The organism is Thalassospira lucentensis MCCC 1A00383 = DSM 14000 (genome assembly GCF_000421265.1).
Taxonomy (GTDB): Bacteria; Pseudomonadota; Alphaproteobacteria; order Rhodospirillales; family Thalassospiraceae; genus Thalassospira; species Thalassospira lucentensis.
Genome location: NZ_ATWN01000001.1, coordinates 261,601 through 278,417 on the forward strand (window position 1 = coordinate 261,601; position 16,817 = coordinate 278,417).

14 protein-coding genes are annotated in these 16,817 nt (G+C 52.4%); 5 read left to right on the forward strand and 9 right to left on the reverse strand.

Features of this window, described 5'->3' with window-relative positions; all coding sequences use genetic code 11:
• Position 1: 1 nt before the first annotated feature.
• The 4 genes from K355_RS0101245 to K355_RS0101260 form a co-directional block, all read right to left on the reverse strand.
• Complete coding sequence (locus K355_RS0101245; protein WP_022730295.1) at positions 2–814, reverse strand: enoyl-CoA hydratase/isomerase family protein; 813 nt, start codon at positions 812–814, stop codon at positions 2–4.
• Positions 815–821: 7 nt separating this feature from the next.
• A complete protein-coding gene (locus K355_RS0101250) occupies positions 822–2,432 on the reverse strand; it encodes a carboxyl transferase domain-containing protein (protein ID WP_022730296.1) in 1,611 nt (536 codons plus the stop codon).
• 285 nt (positions 2,433–2,717) lie between these two features.
• Positions 2,718–3,329: a 2-hydroxychromene-2-carboxylate isomerase gene (locus tag K355_RS0101255; protein ID WP_022730297.1), complete on the reverse strand. Its 612-nt coding sequence runs from the start codon at positions 3,327–3,329 to the stop codon at positions 2,718–2,720.
• A gap of 127 nt (positions 3,330–3,456) precedes the next feature.
• On the reverse strand, positions 3,457–3,930 hold the full coding sequence (locus tag K355_RS0101260) for an Lrp/AsnC ligand binding domain-containing protein (protein ID WP_022730298.1): 474 nt from the start codon (positions 3,928–3,930) through the stop codon (positions 3,457–3,459).
• Positions 3,931–4,134: 204 nt separating this feature from the next.
• On the opposite strand from K355_RS0101260, the gene putA reads away from it, so the two are divergent.
• The 3 genes from putA to K355_RS25315 all read left to right on the forward strand — a co-directional run bounded on the left by putA (position 4,135) and on the right by K355_RS25315 (position 9,258).
• Positions 4,135–7,938 carry a bifunctional proline dehydrogenase/L-glutamate gamma-semialdehyde dehydrogenase PutA gene (gene putA, locus K355_RS0101265; protein ID WP_022730299.1) on the forward strand — a complete coding sequence of 1,268 codons (3,804 nt, stop codon included), beginning with the start codon at positions 4,135–4,137 and terminating at the stop codon, positions 7,936–7,938.
• A gap of 300 nt (positions 7,939–8,238) precedes the next feature.
• A complete protein-coding gene (locus K355_RS0101270; protein WP_022730300.1) occupies positions 8,239–8,868 on the forward strand; it encodes a BON domain-containing protein in 630 nt (209 codons plus the stop codon).
• A 156-nt stretch (positions 8,869–9,024) separates the two neighbouring features.
• A complete protein-coding gene (locus tag K355_RS25315; RefSeq protein ID WP_081649435.1) occupies positions 9,025–9,258 on the forward strand; it encodes a (2Fe-2S)-binding protein in 234 nt (77 codons plus the stop codon).
• Positions 9,259–9,365: 107 nt separating this feature from the next.
• Here the strand turns inward: K355_RS25315 and K355_RS0101275 are convergent, their stop codons facing one another.
• A complete protein-coding gene (locus tag K355_RS0101275) occupies positions 9,366–10,424 on the reverse strand; it encodes a Glu/Leu/Phe/Val dehydrogenase dimerization domain-containing protein (protein ID WP_022730301.1) in 1,059 nt (352 codons plus the stop codon).
• Between the two features lie 585 nt (positions 10,425–11,009).
• On the opposite strand from K355_RS0101275, the gene K355_RS0101285 reads away from it, so the two are divergent.
• On the forward strand, positions 11,010–11,243 hold the full coding sequence (locus K355_RS0101285) for a hypothetical protein (protein ID WP_022730303.1): 234 nt from the start codon (positions 11,010–11,012) through the stop codon (positions 11,241–11,243).
• A gap of 106 nt (positions 11,244–11,349) precedes the next feature.
• Here the strand turns inward: K355_RS0101285 and K355_RS0101290 are convergent, their stop codons facing one another.
• The 4 genes from K355_RS0101290 to K355_RS0101305 form a co-directional block, all read right to left on the reverse strand.
• Entirely contained in the window at positions 11,350–11,940 is a 591-nt protein-coding gene (locus K355_RS0101290) for a 2-hydroxychromene-2-carboxylate isomerase (RefSeq protein ID WP_081649449.1), read from the reverse strand.
• Positions 11,941–12,057: 117 nt separating this feature from the next.
• Positions 12,058–13,233: a hypothetical protein gene (locus K355_RS0101295; RefSeq protein WP_022730305.1), complete on the reverse strand. Its 1,176-nt coding sequence runs from the start codon at positions 13,231–13,233 to the stop codon at positions 12,058–12,060.
• Positions 13,234–13,262: 29 nt separating this feature from the next.
• Positions 13,263–14,453, reverse strand: coding sequence for an NAD(P)/FAD-dependent oxidoreductase (locus K355_RS22845; RefSeq protein WP_022730306.1), 1,191 nt, complete (start codon positions 14,451–14,453; stop codon positions 13,263–13,265).
• Between the two features lie 56 nt (positions 14,454–14,509).
• On the reverse strand, positions 14,510–15,538 hold the full coding sequence (locus K355_RS0101305) for a hypothetical protein (RefSeq protein WP_028791199.1): 1,029 nt from the start codon (positions 15,536–15,538) through the stop codon (positions 14,510–14,512).
• 358 nt (positions 15,539–15,896) lie between these two features.
• Between K355_RS0101305 and K355_RS0101310 the strand changes: the two genes are divergently transcribed.
• Positions 15,897–16,796 carry a division plane positioning ATPase MipZ gene (locus tag K355_RS0101310; protein WP_022730308.1) on the forward strand — a complete coding sequence of 300 codons (900 nt, stop codon included), beginning with the start codon at positions 15,897–15,899 and terminating at the stop codon, positions 16,794–16,796.
• Positions 16,797–16,817: the final 21 nt, after the last annotated feature.

Consider the following 16,817-nt stretch of genomic DNA (forward strand, 5'->3'; position numbering starts at 1 on the left):
GTTATTTCTTGCTCCAGTTCGCGGGACGTTTTTCCAGAAAGGCACCGACACCTTCGCGGCCCTCGTCGCTGGCGCGCTGATCGGCAATGCGATGGGCGGTGTCGTCAATCACGGCATCAGAAATCGGTGTGTTGGCAACGGCGTAAATCAGGTTTTTGGCGGCATGCATCGCCTGTGGCCCATTCGCCAGCAGGATCTGCGCCATCTCATCGCCACGCGCCGTCAGGTCATCACCTGGTACCACTTCGTGCACCAGTCCGATGTCCTTGGCGGTTTGGGCATTAAATCGCTCCGCCGTCAGGAAGTATCGCCGCGCCTGATTAACCCCGATGGCCTCAACGACATAGGGCGAAATCACCGCCGGGATCAGACCGAGTTTGACTTCGGACAAACAGAAACTTGCGCGATCAGATGCGATCACAATATCGCAACACGCAGCTAAGCCAACCCCGCCGCCAAAGGCAGCCCCGTTGACCAGTGCGATGGTGGGCTTTGAGGTGAAGTTCAAAACCTTCATCAGCTTTGCCAATGCACGTGAATCGTCAAGGTTCTCCGCGTGGCTGTATGTCGCCATGCGCTTCATCCAGTTAAGGTCTGCCCCGGCTGAAAAGCTTTTGCCAGCACCGGTCAGGATCACGACACGTACAGCCGGATCGGCGTCAAGTGTTTCGATCTTTGCGGTCAGCTCAGCAATCAGTGCGTCGTCAAACGCATTGTGGATGTCCGGGCGGTTCAGGGTGATGCGTGCAACGCCGGTATCGGCAATTTCACAGATGGCTGCATCATCAATGTTGTTGGTGTTTACATTGGTCATGCTGGCCTCACATTCTAAACACGCCAAACCGGGTGTCTTCGACCGGTTTGTTGAGTGCTGCTGAAAGGCCAAGGCCAAGAACCATGCGGGTATCGGCTGGATCAATCACGCCATCATCCCAAAGGCGGGCCGATGCATAATAGGGGTGCCCCTGTGCTTCGTATTGATCACGGATCGGGCCTTTGAAGGCTTCCTGTTCGGACTCGAGCCATGTTTCGCCGCGTTTTTCCGCTGCATCGCTGCGAATTTGGGTCAAAACATTTGCTGCCTGTTCGCCGCCCATGACCGAGATGCGGGCATTGGGCCACATCCACAAGAAACGCGGGCTGTAGGCGCGGCCACACATGCCATAGTTGCCTGCGCCAAATGAGCCGCCAATCAGAACGGTGAATTTTGGAACATTGGCGGTGGCAACGGCGGTGACAAGTTTGGCCCCATCCTTTGCAATGCCGCCGGCTTCATACTTGCGGCCAATCATAAAACCGGTGATGTTTTGCAGGAATACCAATGGAATGCCGCGTTGTGCGCACAGTTCGATGAAATGCGCGCCCTTAAGCGCACTTTCGGAAAACAGAATGCCGTTATTTGCGATGATGCCAACCGGGTATCCAAAAATACGGGCAAAGCCGGTGACCAGCGTGGTGCCGTATTGCGCCTTGAACTCGTCAAACTCGGACCCGTCAACGATGCGGGCAATGATTTCGCGCACGTCATAGGGTTTCTTGGTGTCGGTTGGGACAACGCCGTAAATTTCGCGCGGATCGTATGCCGGTGCGCGCGGTTCGGTCAATGTCAGGCCGGGGTTCTTGTGCCAGTTCAGGTTTTTGACGATATTGCGCGCAATCGACAATGCGTGGCTGTCATCCTGTGCGTAATGATCCGTAACGCCAGATGTTTTGCAATGCACATCCGCACCGCCCAGATCCTCAGCCGAGACAACTTCGCCTGTGGCGGCCTTCACCAGCGGAGGTCCGCCCAAAAAGATCGTGCCCTGCTTGCGGACTATGATGCTTTCATCTGACATCGCCGGGACATAGGCACCGCCCGCGGTGCAGGAGCCCATGACAACCGCGATTTGCGGGATGGCCTTGGATGACATGGTGGCCTGATTAAAGAAAATCCGCCCGAAATGGTCGCGATCGGGAAAAACGTCATCCTGACGGGGCAGGTTGGCCCCACCACTATCGACCAGATAAATACACGGCAAATTGTTTTCCAGCGCGATTTCCTGCGCGCGAAGATGCTTCTTTACGGTCATGGGATAGTACGATCCACCCTTGACCGTCGCATCATTGGCAACAATCACGCATTCAACACCCGATACGCGCCCAATTCCGGTAATGATGCCTGCCGCAGGCACATCTTCGTCACCATACATGCCGTGTGCGGCCAGTTGCGATAGTTCCAGAAACGGGGAGCCGACATCAAGCAACTGGCGAATGCGTTCACGCGGTAGCAGCTTGCCGCGTCCCGTATGCCGGTCGCGTGCCCGTTCACCGCCGCCCAGTTTGACCTGCGATATTTGATCACGCAGGTCTTCAACCAGTTGTTCCATATGTTCGGCATTGGTGCGGAATTCTTCCGAACGGGAATTTACCGCAGATTTCAGTACCGTCATTGTCCAATTACACCATTTTGTTGCGGGTTTTGCGCCCGAGTTGAATGACGTTCTGGGTGTTGTTATGGGGGAAGCTTACGTAAGCGTCAATATTAAATAGGTATTTTAGTACCGGAATTGTCTATATACAATGATTTTGGCTTGAAGTCTAGGTTTTCAGCTGTTTGTGACTGTTGCGACAAGGGACGATTTTGGCTTTTGCCGACCGTTGTCAATGCCCTGAGGGTCGTGAAGTTAGGTCCGGTTCATCCGTCTCATGAGGCTTATTAAGAAAGCATGTGAAGATTAGCTGTCGTTTCGGGATTTGTGCAGTTTAATCCACTGCTCAAGCTGATCTATCCGGTCATTGCCAAAGAACGGTTCGCCTTCATAGAAAAAGAACGGTGATCCGAACGCGCCCATTTCGATTGCTTCGTCTGTGATGTCGCGGGTGTGACTTTTCCAGCGCTGTTCTTCGACAGCAGCACGCATTTCGCCCGGATTGATCGAGTGGCGTGTGGCGGCGGCCAGAACGTTTTCCGGGTTAGACATATCCAGTCCATCGGCGAAATAGCCGCGATAGATATCCTTGGCAAATTTACGCGCCAATGCGGGAGATCGCGATTCAAGCCAGTAGAAGGCGCGTGTTGGCATCAGGGCCGAGTATGGGAAGTTTTGGGGAATGCAGAACGGGGTGTTTTGTGCCCGTGCGCAGCGTTCCATGTCATGGCGGAAATAGTCGCCACGAATGGGTTGCTCAAGAAGAGGGCTTTGTCCGGTTTGTTTAAAGGCGGCACCAATCATAAAAGGGCGCCAGATGACTTTTACCCCGACACGCGATTCGAATTCTTCCATACGCTCGGCAGCGAGGTAGCCATACGGTGATGAGAAATCGAAGTAAAACCGGACTTCCGACATGTTTCCTGCACCTGATTGTTCTTAATTGTCATTTGGCAAAAGCCGGGCCGTACAGGTCTTGTGCCCATTTGGACCGAACCTGATTGTGCGCCATTGAACCAATACAAAGCAATTAAAAAACAGATGCTTAGGGGATTACGATACCGGGGCGGACTTTTACTTCTTCCATCACAACATATGTATGAGTCTGGCTGACTCCCTGAACCGAAGACAGACGTTCGAGGAATTCACGATAAGCATACATGTCTTCAACCCGAAGTTTGGCGAGATAGTCAAAGCCGCCAGCAACCATATGGCATTCTTCTATTTCGGGCAGTTTGCGGATCGCAGCGGCAAAGACGTCAAAGACATCCGGGGTCGTGCGATCAAGTGTGATTTCGACAAATACAACCAGTGACTGGTTCAACTTGCGCGGATCAATGGTCGCCATATAGCCGGTAATAAAGCCTTGTTGCTCAAGACGCCGGACACGTTCAAGGCACGGTGTCGGGCTCAGGTTAACGCGGCGCGACAATTCGACATTCGACATGCGCCCATCATTTTGCAGCTCGCGAAGGATCTGTGTGTCAATTTTGTCGAGATTTTTTTGATTCTTCTGCATTTTGGCTTTCTAACCAGTGTTTGTGACTATTCAATAAGGAAACTGATGGATGATATATCGTATTTTTTGTAAAAATGGCAGCACATTTTTCAGATAGAATATTATTCTCGGTCGTTATAGAGGTGTCATCAGGGTCTGAAGACGAAATCGCTGCATTTATCTTCTGACAGGCTGCAAGTGAACCGCAGGGAGAAAAAAGACAAAATGTTTCGTGCAGAGTTGCCCCAACCAAACGATATTCGTACTGAAATTCGCAACGCCTATCGCGCCGACGAGGAAGAAGCCGTCGCACGCCTGATAGAAGCAGCCCGGTTGTCGCCCGAGCAAACCGCCCGCGTTCAGGACCGCGCCTATCAATTGGTCGCACGTGTCCGTAAGGCCGATAACGGCAAAAGCGGGATTGATGCGCTGCTTCACGAGTATGAGCTGTCGAGCAAGGAAGGCGTCATTTTGATGTGCCTTGCAGAGGCCCTGTTGCGCGTTCCCGATGCGGTTACTGCTGACAAACTTATTCAGGACAAACTGTTTGATGCCAACTGGCAGAGCCACCTTGGTCATTCTGACAGTTTCTTTGTTAATGCCTCCACTTGGGGCTTGATGCTGACCGGGAAGGTCATCAAATTTGGCAAGGCGGAAAAAGCCGATCCGGGTCGGTTGCTCAAACGTATGATCGGACGGTCTGGTGAACCAGTTATCCGGAAGGCATTCAACCATGCCATGCGCATTATGGGCCGCCAGTTCGTCATGGGCCGCACGATTGACGAAGCATCCGTGCGCGCCAAGGCGAACGAAGAAAAAGGCTATCGCTATTCCTATGACATGTTGGGCGAGGCTGCCCGCACGATGGAAGACGCTGATCGCTATTACAAGGCATACGAAGATGCCATTCACGATATTGGCCGCGTTGCCAAAGGCCGTGGTCCGATCAACAGTCCGGGCATCTCGGTCAAGTTGTCGGCCATTCATCCGCGCTATGATTTTGCCAATTACGAACGGGTTGTCACCGAGCTGACCCCGCGTCTTAAGCAACTTGCCCTTCTGGCCAAGAAATATGACATCGGTTTCACTGTCGATGCCGAAGAGGCCAATCGCCTTGATCTGTCGCTTGACGTCATCGGCGATGTGTTTGCCGATCCCGACCTAAGCGGATGGGAAGGATATGGGCTTGCGGTTCAGGCCTATCAGAAGCGCGCTTATCATGTGCTTGAATGGCTTGCCGATCTGTCGACCAAGGTCGGCCGCAAGATGATGGTGCGTCTTGTCAAAGGGGCCTATTGGGACACCGAGGTTAAATTCAGTCAGGAAAACGGCTTTGACGGTTATCCGTGCTTTACCCGTAAGGCATCAACAGACGTTTCCTATCTGGCCTGTGCGAAATTGATGCTGTCGCGCCGCGATGCATTTTATTGCCAGTTCGCCAGCCACAATGCGCATACGGTTGCCTCCATCCTTGAGATGGCGGGCAACGATCGCGCGTTCGAATTCCAGCGTCTGCACGGCATGGGCGAGGCCCTTTATGAGCAGATCGTTGATAAGGCGGGTGAAAATGTACCTTGCCGCATCTATGCCCCGGTTGGCAGCCACGAAGACCTTTTGGCTTATCTGGTGCGGCGTCTTTTGGAAAACGGTGCCAATACAAGCTTTGTGAACCGTATTCAGGACGAACAACTGCCAATCGAGGAAATGATCGCTGATCCGGTTGAAAAGATGGCGGCCCTTCCGCGGAAAGCCCATCCGAAGATTCCGGCACCGGTTGATCTTTATGGTGCAGGGCGTGTGAATTCACGCGGTATTGATCTAACCGATACCAACAAGCTTCTGCCTCTGAATGAAAAGCTCGCCGCGATGCAGGGCAAAACCTGGAACGCAGCACCACTGATTGATGGCAAGCTGGTTTCGGGAACGCCAATTGATGTCATGAACCCGGCCAAACTTGGCGAAAAGGTCGGTGACCTTGTTCAGGCGACCGAGGCCGATGTTGAGGCGGCTATTGTTGCCGCCGTTAAGGGCTATCAAGCGTGGAATGCAACGTCTGGTGCGGATCGTGCTGTCGCATTGCGGCGTCTTGGTGATCTGCTTGAAGATCATATGGACGAGTTCATTGCCATTTGTCAGCGCGAAGCGGGCAAGCTTTATTCGGACGGTGTTGCCGAAGTTCGTGAAGCTGTTGATTTCTGTCGTTACTATGCCAACCGTGCCGAAGAAACCTTCCGCGAAGGTGGTCCACTTGAAGGCCGTGGGGTATTTGTCTGCATTAGTCCATGGAATTTCCCGCTTGCGATCTTCTTGGGTCAGGTGACCGCAGCCCTTGCCGCGGGGAATGCGGTTATTGCCAAACCGGCCGAGCAGACGTCGCTTGTAGCGGCGCGTGCCGCCGAACTGATCCTTGAGGCCGGTGTTCCGGGCTCTGCCTTCCAACTGGTGCCGGGACCGGGGCGTGTGATCGGCAATCAGTTGATCAATGATCCGCGTATTGCCGGTGTGGCCTTTACCGGCTCGACCGAGACCGCACAATTGATCAATCAGGCACTGGCAAAACGTCCGGGTGTTCCATTGCCGCTGATTGCCGAAACCGGTGGTCAGAACGCGATGATCGTTGACTCGACCGCATTGCCAGAGCAGGTGGTTCAGGATGCGGTGATTTCAGGTTTCCAGTCCGCTGGTCAACGGTGTTCGGCTTTGCGTGTTTTGTTTGTGCAAGAAGACATTGCCGACAAACTTTGTCATATGCTGGTCGGCGCGATGAAGGAACTTCGGGTCGGCGATCCGAAATTCCTTGATATCGATGTCGGGCCGGTGATTGACGAGAAATCGTGTAAAACTCTTGAAAAACATGCTGCGCGCATGAAGAAGGAAGCCAAATTGCTTCATGCCTGTGATGTGCTGCCTGAATGCAAGGACGGCACATTCTTTGCCCCGCATTGCTTTGAAATCCCGTCGATTGATGTGCTTGAACGCGAAGTCTTTGGTCCGGTTGTTCACGTTGTCCGCTTTAAGGCGCGTGATCTTGGTAAGGTTCTTGATCAGATCAACGCGTCTGGTTATGGGCTGACCCTTGGCATTCATTCACGCATCGACAGTACGGTGCGTGAAATCTCGCACAAGCTGCGGGTTGGTAACTGCTATGTGAACCGAAATCAGATCGGTGCAGTTGTCGGTGTTCAGCCGTTTGGCGGGCAGGGCAAATCAGGTACCGGTCCTAAGGCGGGCGGCCCGCATTATGTCGAGCGGTTTGCCAAGCCAGTTGCGACGGCAAGCAGCACACAGAATGCGGACATCCACGATGACCGTTCACCGATCATCGTCAAAGATGTCCTGTCCAAAACCCAATACGCCGACATGCTGTCAGCACAGGAAGAGTGGCAGTTTTTCGATGGCAATGAACGAGTTCGCATCCTTGAAAAACTGGCGTCAAAACTAAGTGACTCTTCAAAAGACGAATTGGTTTCTGGTGCCGACCACATTGCTGATTTTGCGGCTCTTTCGGAAAATGGATTTGTGGCACCAAAACGGATGCCCGGTCCAACCGGTGAAACCAACGATCTGTATTGCCTTGGTCGCGGCGTTTATCTGGTACAGGCAGACAAGGATGCTGACCCAGCCCGCGTGATCCGTCATTTGGGGGCGGCACTTGCTGCGGGCAATGCAGTTATTCTGGCTGGCGATCAGAAATGGTTTGCCGACCTTCCGAGCCTTGCATTTGCCGCGGGCATGCCGAAAAAGATTCTGACTGTGGTCAGTGCAAATACAGGCCTTGGCGCTATGTATGATGGTGATATTGCCGGTGTTTCGTGCGTGGCGTCGCTTGATCGTGTGACATCGTTCAAGCAACTGCTGGCAAAGCGCGATGGTGCGATCCTGTCGTTGATTTCTGATAGCGGTGCGGAAGATGACGGCGCACTGCCAGATCAGGCGTTCATGCACCGTTTCGCAACGGAAAAAACCATCACGATTAACACCACGGCTGCTGGGGGCAACGCGTCCCTGATGTCGATGGACGAGGGATGACTAGGCTCATTTGGCAGGTGCCAGACATTCTGGTAATACGCCTGCCTGATTGATGTATCGATATAATGGATCGGGAAGAAATTCCCGGTCCATTTTTTGTTGCTCATCAACTTTTCGCTAATGTGGCCCGGTTTAAAACTGTTTAGGGCTTTTTTTCGTCAAAATTCACTGCAATAGATACAGCTCGGAACAGAACACGCCATGCGGCGTTCATCTGGTAAGGATTAGAATGGCAGCATGAACGTTCGACTGTCCGAATAATAATTGAACATGCCCAATGGGTATAAAAGGAGTACCGAAATGATTCAGGTTTCCCGAGGCTGGCGGAGTGTTGTCAAAACGGTTTCGGTATGTGTGCTGTTGGCGGCTCCCATTGCTGCCTGTGGGCCATTACAGATGCCGCTCGAAGACCGCACAGGCAATGATCAGTGGCTCGATACCCAGATTAAATCCGGTATCCTTGGCGAGTTTTCCAAAGTCGACCACACCTATCTGATGGATGTGAATGTCGACATCTGGAAGCAGGAGGTCATGGTCACCGGCATGGTCGACTCAAAAGGAAAATATTATGACGTGATGTCCCTGATCAAACAGGATAACCGCATCAAAACAGTTCATGATCACCTTGAGATTGCCGATGCCGATTCCATTGAGGCCTATCGCGCGGCTGAAGACGAGTATGGCAAAAATGCCGTCCCAACCGATTCGGCCACCCAAACCGTGTCCGATGTCTGGATTGAAGGCCAGATCAAAGCCTTGTTATTGGCTGAAAAAGGCGTCAGTTCGGTGAACTACCGCTGGCAGTCGGTAAATAATGTTGTTTACATCATGGGCGAGGCGCAGACCGATCCGGAATTGCAAAAAGTGCTTTCGATCGTGCGTCGCATCAAAGGCGTTAAACGCGTAGTTAGCCATATCACGCTTGCCTGATCTCCTTCTGATTAAACAACTTTTTTTGAAATTCCCTGCAAATCTGGCGGTTTGCGGGGAATTTTTTTGTCCGTGGCGCATTAAAAGTGTTTGAAAACTATTCGCATTTACCGTACAGATTTGGTTCTGTAACTAATAACTGATTGCATTTGCACCATGTATGTTTGCGTTTGTAATGCGCTTAGAGAAAAAGACGTTAGACGAGCTGCCGAAGAAGGCGGTGCGACGCGTCCGGCTGAGGTGTTCCGTTTTCATGGCTGTGCGCCGCAATGCGGTAAATGCGCCTGTCATATGCGGGCAGAACTGATTAGCTCAAACACCTGCGGCAATTGCGATTGCGATGATGCTGCAGCAGTTACAGCAAACTACGAGCCGATAGCCGCGGAATAACGCTGCAAAGGCCGTTTTCCAAATCTACATCTGAATGCAAAAAAGGCGGAGCCGTTATAGGCCTCGCCTTTTGTCGTTTTGGGTTCATGTCTGCATGATAGGGGCGATCATGCTGCGAGTTGGCGCAGACCAAACCGTTCTTCGGCCAGCCGGTCAGCAACGAAACTGGTCGATAGGTTTTGCAGTTTGGCGCGGTCAAAGATCTCGCGCACGGTCGCACCGATGCCTTCGATGTGTTTGTTGGTGTCGCTCAACGGTTTGCCTTCACGGCAATAATGGACCTCAACAACACCGCCAGCATTAATGACGTAATCAGGGGCATACAAAATGCCTGCTTCGCGCAGCATGTTACCATGACGTGCGTGTTCAAGCTGGTTGTTGGCTGCCCCGGCAATGATCCCGACGTGAAGTTTTTCAAGGGTTCGATCATTGATCACGCCCCCCAATGCACAAGGAGCAAGGATATCGGCATCCACAGACAGGATGCTCTCAACTGAAACCGCGATGGCGCCAAATTCATCAACCGCCTTGGTTACACTGGCCTGATTAAGATCGGCGACCACAAGTTTTGCACCGGCATCATAAAGCATCTGACACAAATGATAGCCGACATGGCCAAGCCCCTGAACAGCAACGCGCATGCCCGTCAGGTCATCGTGCCCGTTTTTAAACCGCGCGGCTTCTTTCAGTCCGATGAATACACCGTAGGCGGTAAAGGGTGACGGGTCTCCGGTACGGGCCGGGTCTTTGCCATCGCTGATCCCGCCGACATGTTCTGTCTGACTGGCGATCTGTTCCATATCTGCCGGGCTGGTGCCGACATCTTCGGCAACAATATAACGACCGCCAACCTGTTCGACGGCACGGCCCATGGCACGGAACAGTTCAGGTGTTTTCTGGCTGCGTGGATCACCGATGATGACGGACTTGCCACCACCAAGGGGCAAGTTTGCAAGGGCCGACTTATACGTCATGCCGCGCGACAGGCGCAGCGCATCGTGGATGGCTTCCTGTTCACTGGCATAGGGCCACATTCGGCATCCACCAAGCGATGGCCCAAGATTGGTATTGTGAACGGCGATAATGGTTTTCAATCCGCTGGCGGTGTCACTGGCAAAAACAACCTGTTCGTGGCCGTCAAATGCGGTATCGGAAAAAACGTTCATCCTCGGCAGCCTCCTGGCAGCATGTTTGTTCTGGTACAAGACGGGCTTGCTTATCCTTGTATGTTTGATGCATTGGTCCTTTGATCAATTTTAAATTCAGACAAGATTGAAAAAAGATCGTTTCGGTTGGGTATGGTGATCGTCGATGGAATTTTATGATCTCTGCAGAACGGCTTTGAAATATTATTGCGTGAAGTGTGCGCCGCACAATCGCAAGCAAAGGGCGTTTCATGTGAAAACCCCCGAAAAAATGATTCTTTTTTGTCGATTTCCCATCGGTGTGAAACAGCACCCCTGCGGGTATCAGCCCCATATTTTGGCGTTTTCTTTTCTCAAGTGGCACATTTGACGGGATAAATACTGAAACGCACTGTTGCTGGCGTTTGAGGTGATGCCGCTATGACAAATTGGGACTTGAAACCGGATCGATTTGTGTTGAAATGCAAAACAACCGGATAATTTACGGCTCGTTAAGGTACGAAACGTAGAGTGATGGTTGGGTATCTTGTGGTTGAGATTCCCAGTTCAGGACACGACGGCGTCTGGGCGGCGCCGCCGGACAAAAAAGTAAGGAGATCGGCGGAAATGTCTGCGTTCACAGACCATCGCCAGACCGTATTCGAGGTTGAACTGCACAATCAGGCCGTTCGCGAATGCGTCAAAGAGAACCGTTCCCACGAAATCTTTGATGATCGCTGGGCCGACGTGCAAATCCACGAAGTTGCCGCAAGCAACGAGGGTAAGGCTCTTGCCATGATCGAAAACACCTATCCGTCATCAGATGGGTTTGTTGTCGATCACGTCAAACGCCTTGCCTGAGGGGAAGATGAATTCTGGCCGGTAAAGGCCATATACAAACCGGGCGGGATGTTTTTCCCGCCCGGTTTGTTTTTTTTAAGGAGTGGTGGGGCAAGCGGATGCCAGCCTAAGATAGGGCGCGGTCCACAAAGTCAAGCCGGTCCTGGCCCCAAAACAGCTCGGAGCCGACCACATAGCTTGGGACACCAAATATATTGTGATCTCGTGCGGCTTGACAGTTGGCGTCATAAATTCCGGCAATGGCGGGCAAATCGGCATTTTCCAGATACTCGGCCGACAGGTCACATTTGATCAGGGCATCGCGCACGGTTTGCGGTTCTGCGATATCGCGTTCGTGCAGCCAGACATCTCCCATCAACGTCTCAATCAATGCGGACGCATCTTTACCGTCATCCTGCACGGCAATGATGGTCCGTGCGGCCAGTGTCTCATCAACGGGAAAGAATTTCGGTTGCAGGTTAATTGGAATGCCCAGATGTGCTGACCAGCGTTTAAGTTCTGCCATCCGGTATTCCTGCCGGGCTTTGGGGCGCTTTGCCAATGGCACGCCTCCGCCATGTTCCCATACATCCGCCGCCCGGCATGGTTTATGGATGATTCCCACGCCGTGTTTTCTGGCAATTTCAACTGCCGGGCGGAATCCGAAAAACGACCATGGGGACTGAACAAAGAAATAATGAATGATTGGATCGGGCAAGTTGGCCTCCTTTTGCTGTGCTTGCAGCATGTGTTCTTAACTGTATGCAACAGTGCCCAACGCAACCGGGCGCGTCAAATGCCGTCGCGCTTTTAAGGACAGTTCAGGTGATTGTGATCAGTAATCCTGCCACCAGGCATATTCACCAAGCCCACCAAGCACCACACCATCAAAGCCAAGTTTCATGATTCCGCCAAGATAGCTGCCTTCGCTCCCGAAAATCAGGCGTTGCCATTCAGGTGACCAGTAATGAACGTGATGTTCCTGTCCCCAGCGGGCCATCATGTTGCCTTCGCTGATGAAATCAGGCGATCCGGCGCGCCAGTTGCTTTGCCAGTAATAACGATATGTCTCGGCTGTCGCGACATTGATATAGGCCATGATGGTGCGCGGTGTTCCAACCCTTTTATACCGCAGACGTTTCATGTCCTCATAGGTCAGCGAGATGGTACCGCGGTGGAACGGATCAATGATCAACGTGTCGTAATTGGTTGCGGTCAAGGCATCAAGATAGGCCGTCTTGGTGCCATAAGGTGAACTGTCGAGCACCATGGCAAAATTTTTAGCCGACCTGATGTTGTCGATAATGTGTGGATTGGACCCGATTGGCGTGCGCGGTACCGATGCCAGAGATGACAGTTGCATGCCCGGCGGTGGAGCCGCGTAATACAGGGCATCAAGGCCGCTTACTTGTTGACGTGCCTTTTGCATGTCGTCGACCTTATTGGTGTAATCAACCAACAGATATTGAAGGCCTTCAAGTTTCAAGCGTTCGAGATAACCAAGAATATATTTGGTTTCCTCGGTATTGGTCGGCTCGCCATATTTGTCATAGCCGTAAAACGGGGCTTCGATAAGCATGCCATCAAGTGCACGCAGATAATCTCTTGCGGGTTCAGCGGTGCCGCGCGTGGCAAATAGCGTTGTTTCAAGAAACTCGGTCAGTTCAAGTGCATTCATCGCGATGATCGAGAAGTCACTGCGATATCCCTTGGCCCAGCGACTGAGATCGACCACGTAATCGCGCATGCTTTCCGTGAAATCAATTTTCGGTTTGTTGTTCTGCGCGCCTTGGGTATTTGGCGCGCTTAAGCTGTTGGGGACGGGCGTAAAGGGTTCGAGCTGCTGCGCCTGAGCCAGTAACGGGGTATTTGAGACCAGTGCTGCGCCCAATCCTGCTATACTGCCTTCAATGAACCGGCGCCGTGACACTCCTTTGTCAGCAGGATGCATTGCTGATCTGTTTTGGACATCCTTGCTGTTTTGTGCCGTCATCTGGCGTTCCTTGCCCATTTTTGCTTCTCGTATCTACTATCAGATATTTATCGCGTCTGACGCGTCGTGGTTTGGCATTTTAGGCCGTCGCAGGGCGACCATCCGGATGCGACACGTATGTCGCTCTGGCGCGTTATGCGGTCACAGACCAATGCGCCAATTGCAAGCGATGCGGTCAATCCCGGCGATTCAATACCATAGAGCATTACAAGACCATTAAGGCCGTGCGATTTTACATCGGCAATCATGAAGTCATGGGCTGCTTCATCCGGGGCCTGAATTTTCGGCCGCACGCCTGCGTAACCTGCCTGAAGGGCGTTTTCTTCAAGATCAGGATAATATTTATGGATGGCTTCGGCAAAATCGTGGCGCCGTTCTTCCGGTACGTCGTAGTTCGGCGCATCAACCCACGTGACGTCTGGGCCAAAGCGCGCCTGTCCTCCCATATCAAGGGTAAGATGAATGCCAAGCCCGGCTTGTTCCGGGGCAGGGTAGATCAAGGTTGAAAATGGCGCCTTGCCCGACAGAGTAAAATAACAGCCGCGCGCGTAATGCTGTGCGGGAACAGTGTTTTTGTTCATGCCGGTAAAATTACGCCCTAGCGTCTGGCTGTGCAATCCGCCTGCAACAATCAGTTCGGCGCAGGTCAGGCTCATTTCTTCGCCGTCAGCATCACGGGTATTGACCGTATAGACACCCGTATCGTGATTGACCGAAATCACATCAGTATTTAACGCCAGTGTCGCACGGTGATTTTCCGCATCCCCCAAAAGGGTGACCATCAACTGATGAGAATCGACAATGCCGGTCGATGGGCTGTGCAGTGCGCCAACGCATTTCAGGGCCGGTTCACGATTAAGGGTTTCGGCCTTGCTCAGCCAGACAAGGTCATTAACCCCGTTTTCTTGCGCCTTTTTTTCAATGCTGCGCAGGGCATCAATCTGATCATCTTTCGTGGCGACGATCAATTTTCCTGTGCGTTTGTGGTCGATGCCGTTTTCGGCGCAGTAGCGATATAAAAGGTCGCGTCCTTCGACGCACAGCTGTGCTTTCAGGCTTCCTTTCGGATAATAGATCCCGGCGTGAATGACTTCGCTGTTGCGTGCGCTGGTTTCCGTACCGATGGCATCGTGGCGCTCGAGGATCAGGACTTCACGGCCTGCACGGGCGAGAGAGCGGGCACAGGCCAGCCCAACAACACCGGCGCCAATGACAATGGTTTGAATATCTGTGGTCATATTGGGTAATTCTTCTTTGGGGCGATACGATATGGGTGGGGCGACCGTAGCCTAACTTAACCCTGGTTTTGCTGGCGAAAATAAACCGCCTGTCCATTGTTGTCTTGACCGTCACCGGTGACCGATGCCGGGCCCTCGCTGGTGTAATTTCCGCGCGCGAAGCTGCCGTCATTACAATAAACATACCAGCTGCCAAATGGCAGGGTGCCGGTTTGATACGCGCCGCCTTCATGGCGCCAGATGCCCTCGCAATGACGCTGATCGTCATCAACAATCATCGTACCTTCGCCCGATGGCTGATCAAATTTCAAGGTCCCAACACCCCGTGCACCTTGCCAATTGGTGGTGATTGGAATGCCATCTTCCGGCGGGGTGGTGACCGATCCTTCGGGTTGCTGTGCAGGGGGGGCTACCGCCACCGCAGGCTTGGCGACATTGTCGGGGATTTGCACTGTGAACCGGTTCATAAAGCCCGCAGCAAACTCCTGGGCATCAATCATGCTGATTGGTGTGGATTGGGTGAGTGGACCTGTCACGGCCTGCTGCATCATTGGTGTACAGTAATAGCCAAGAATACGGCTGCCACGCTGGGTTTGGATTTGCGGATTCCATTGTCCGACAAAGGAAATGCATTGTGATTGGCTGCGCGCAAACGGCACCATCGAAATCGGACCAATCCGGGTTTCTTGCGTGAAACTGGCTCCATTAACCTTGCTTCCGGATTTGAGTGAATCAAACATGTCTAAAAGCTGGTTCGGGGCCATGGCCGTACTAAACGTGAAACCGGCAGAAGATGTGGTGAAGACGGTTTCCAAATACAGGTCACTTGCCGATTGTGGTGGTTCTTCTGCCGTGCGCGGAGCAAACCAGCGACCGACAAAGACGGTGCTGTTGTCACGGTACTGGCGCAGGAAGACGTTTTTCCCATCCGTTTTTGACGCAAATTCCATCGGGCTCTGATCTTCGGGAATCTGTTCAAAACCACCAATTTGCTGTGCCGATGCACATTGCATGGTTGCGATCAGAAAGCCGCCCAAAACGCCGCCAATCAAAGCCGCCCGATACTGCACTTTGCGTCCTTTCAAGATGTTTTTCAGGCGCATCTATGTTTTGCGCTACCCTTATCTTTACCTTTGTGTTGTTAAGTTGGCTAGGGTCAAGACTCATTGATGTGATTGCATCGACAGCCGGTATGACCGTGAAATACAAGCAAAAGTACTAACAACAGGGTGTTTCACCGGTTAAGATGGGTATGCAAAGCATTTCCTCAAGATATCCAGACGATGCGTGCGATGATGTGAATGAGTTTTGTGCTGACGACCAGTCCAAGGATGTCATGCTGACAGGTTTCTTTTATCCTTGATTTTTGGGGACAAAGTGGCTCTTTGGGAAGACTGGACTTGGGGACAATATTAAGATGCCTGAATAACGGAGCAAACAGCCATGACGGTGCAAGAGACCAGCGCAGGCGGGGACAGCGCAGGCCAGCAGACTGCGACGGATAAACAACCGCAGTCCAACCGCGCCCATGTAATTGTTATCGGCAATGAAAAAGGGGGATCGGGCAAATCGACAACAGCGATGCATTTGATCGTTTCCCTGATGAAAATGGGCTTTACGGTCGGATCACTTGATATCGATGCGCGTCAGGGAACATTGACCCGCTATATCGAGAACCGCACAGCGTTCAATGCCAAAAAAGGTTTGAAACTGCCCACGCCCGAACATCGCCCGATTTATCGCAGCGAAGTTTCCGATGGTAACGAGGCCAAACTTGATGAGCGCGACCGGTTTACCAGCGCCTTGGGCGAGATGGTTGTCGGATGCAACTTTGTCGTGATGGATTGCCCGGGCAGTGACAATTACCTGTCACGTCTTGCGCATGCCTGTGCCGATACGTTGATTACACCTATCAATGACAGTTTTATCGACCTTGATATGCTTGCACGGATTGATCCGGATACATTGGATATCAAGGGGCCAAGCATCTATGCCGAAATGGTCTGGGATGCCCGTAAACGTCGTGCTGGTATTGACGGTGGGACCATTGACTGGATCGTTATGCGCAACCGTCTTTCACATCTTGATGCGCGCAACAAACGCGATATTGCGGAAATTGTTGAAAAGCTCGCAGGGCGCATTCGGTTCCGTCCGGCACCGGGCTTTGGCGAACGTGTAATTTATCGTGAATTGTTCCTCAAAGGGTTGACCCTTCTAGATCTGCGCGAAAAGGGTGTGGGTATCCCGATGAGCATGTCGCACATGGCCGCCCGTCAGGAAGTCCGTTCCTTGCTTGAAGTGATCGGGTTCAAACCGTCTGATGGTGAAGAGTTGCCGATCTGACCGGTTGCAACCTATATCTTT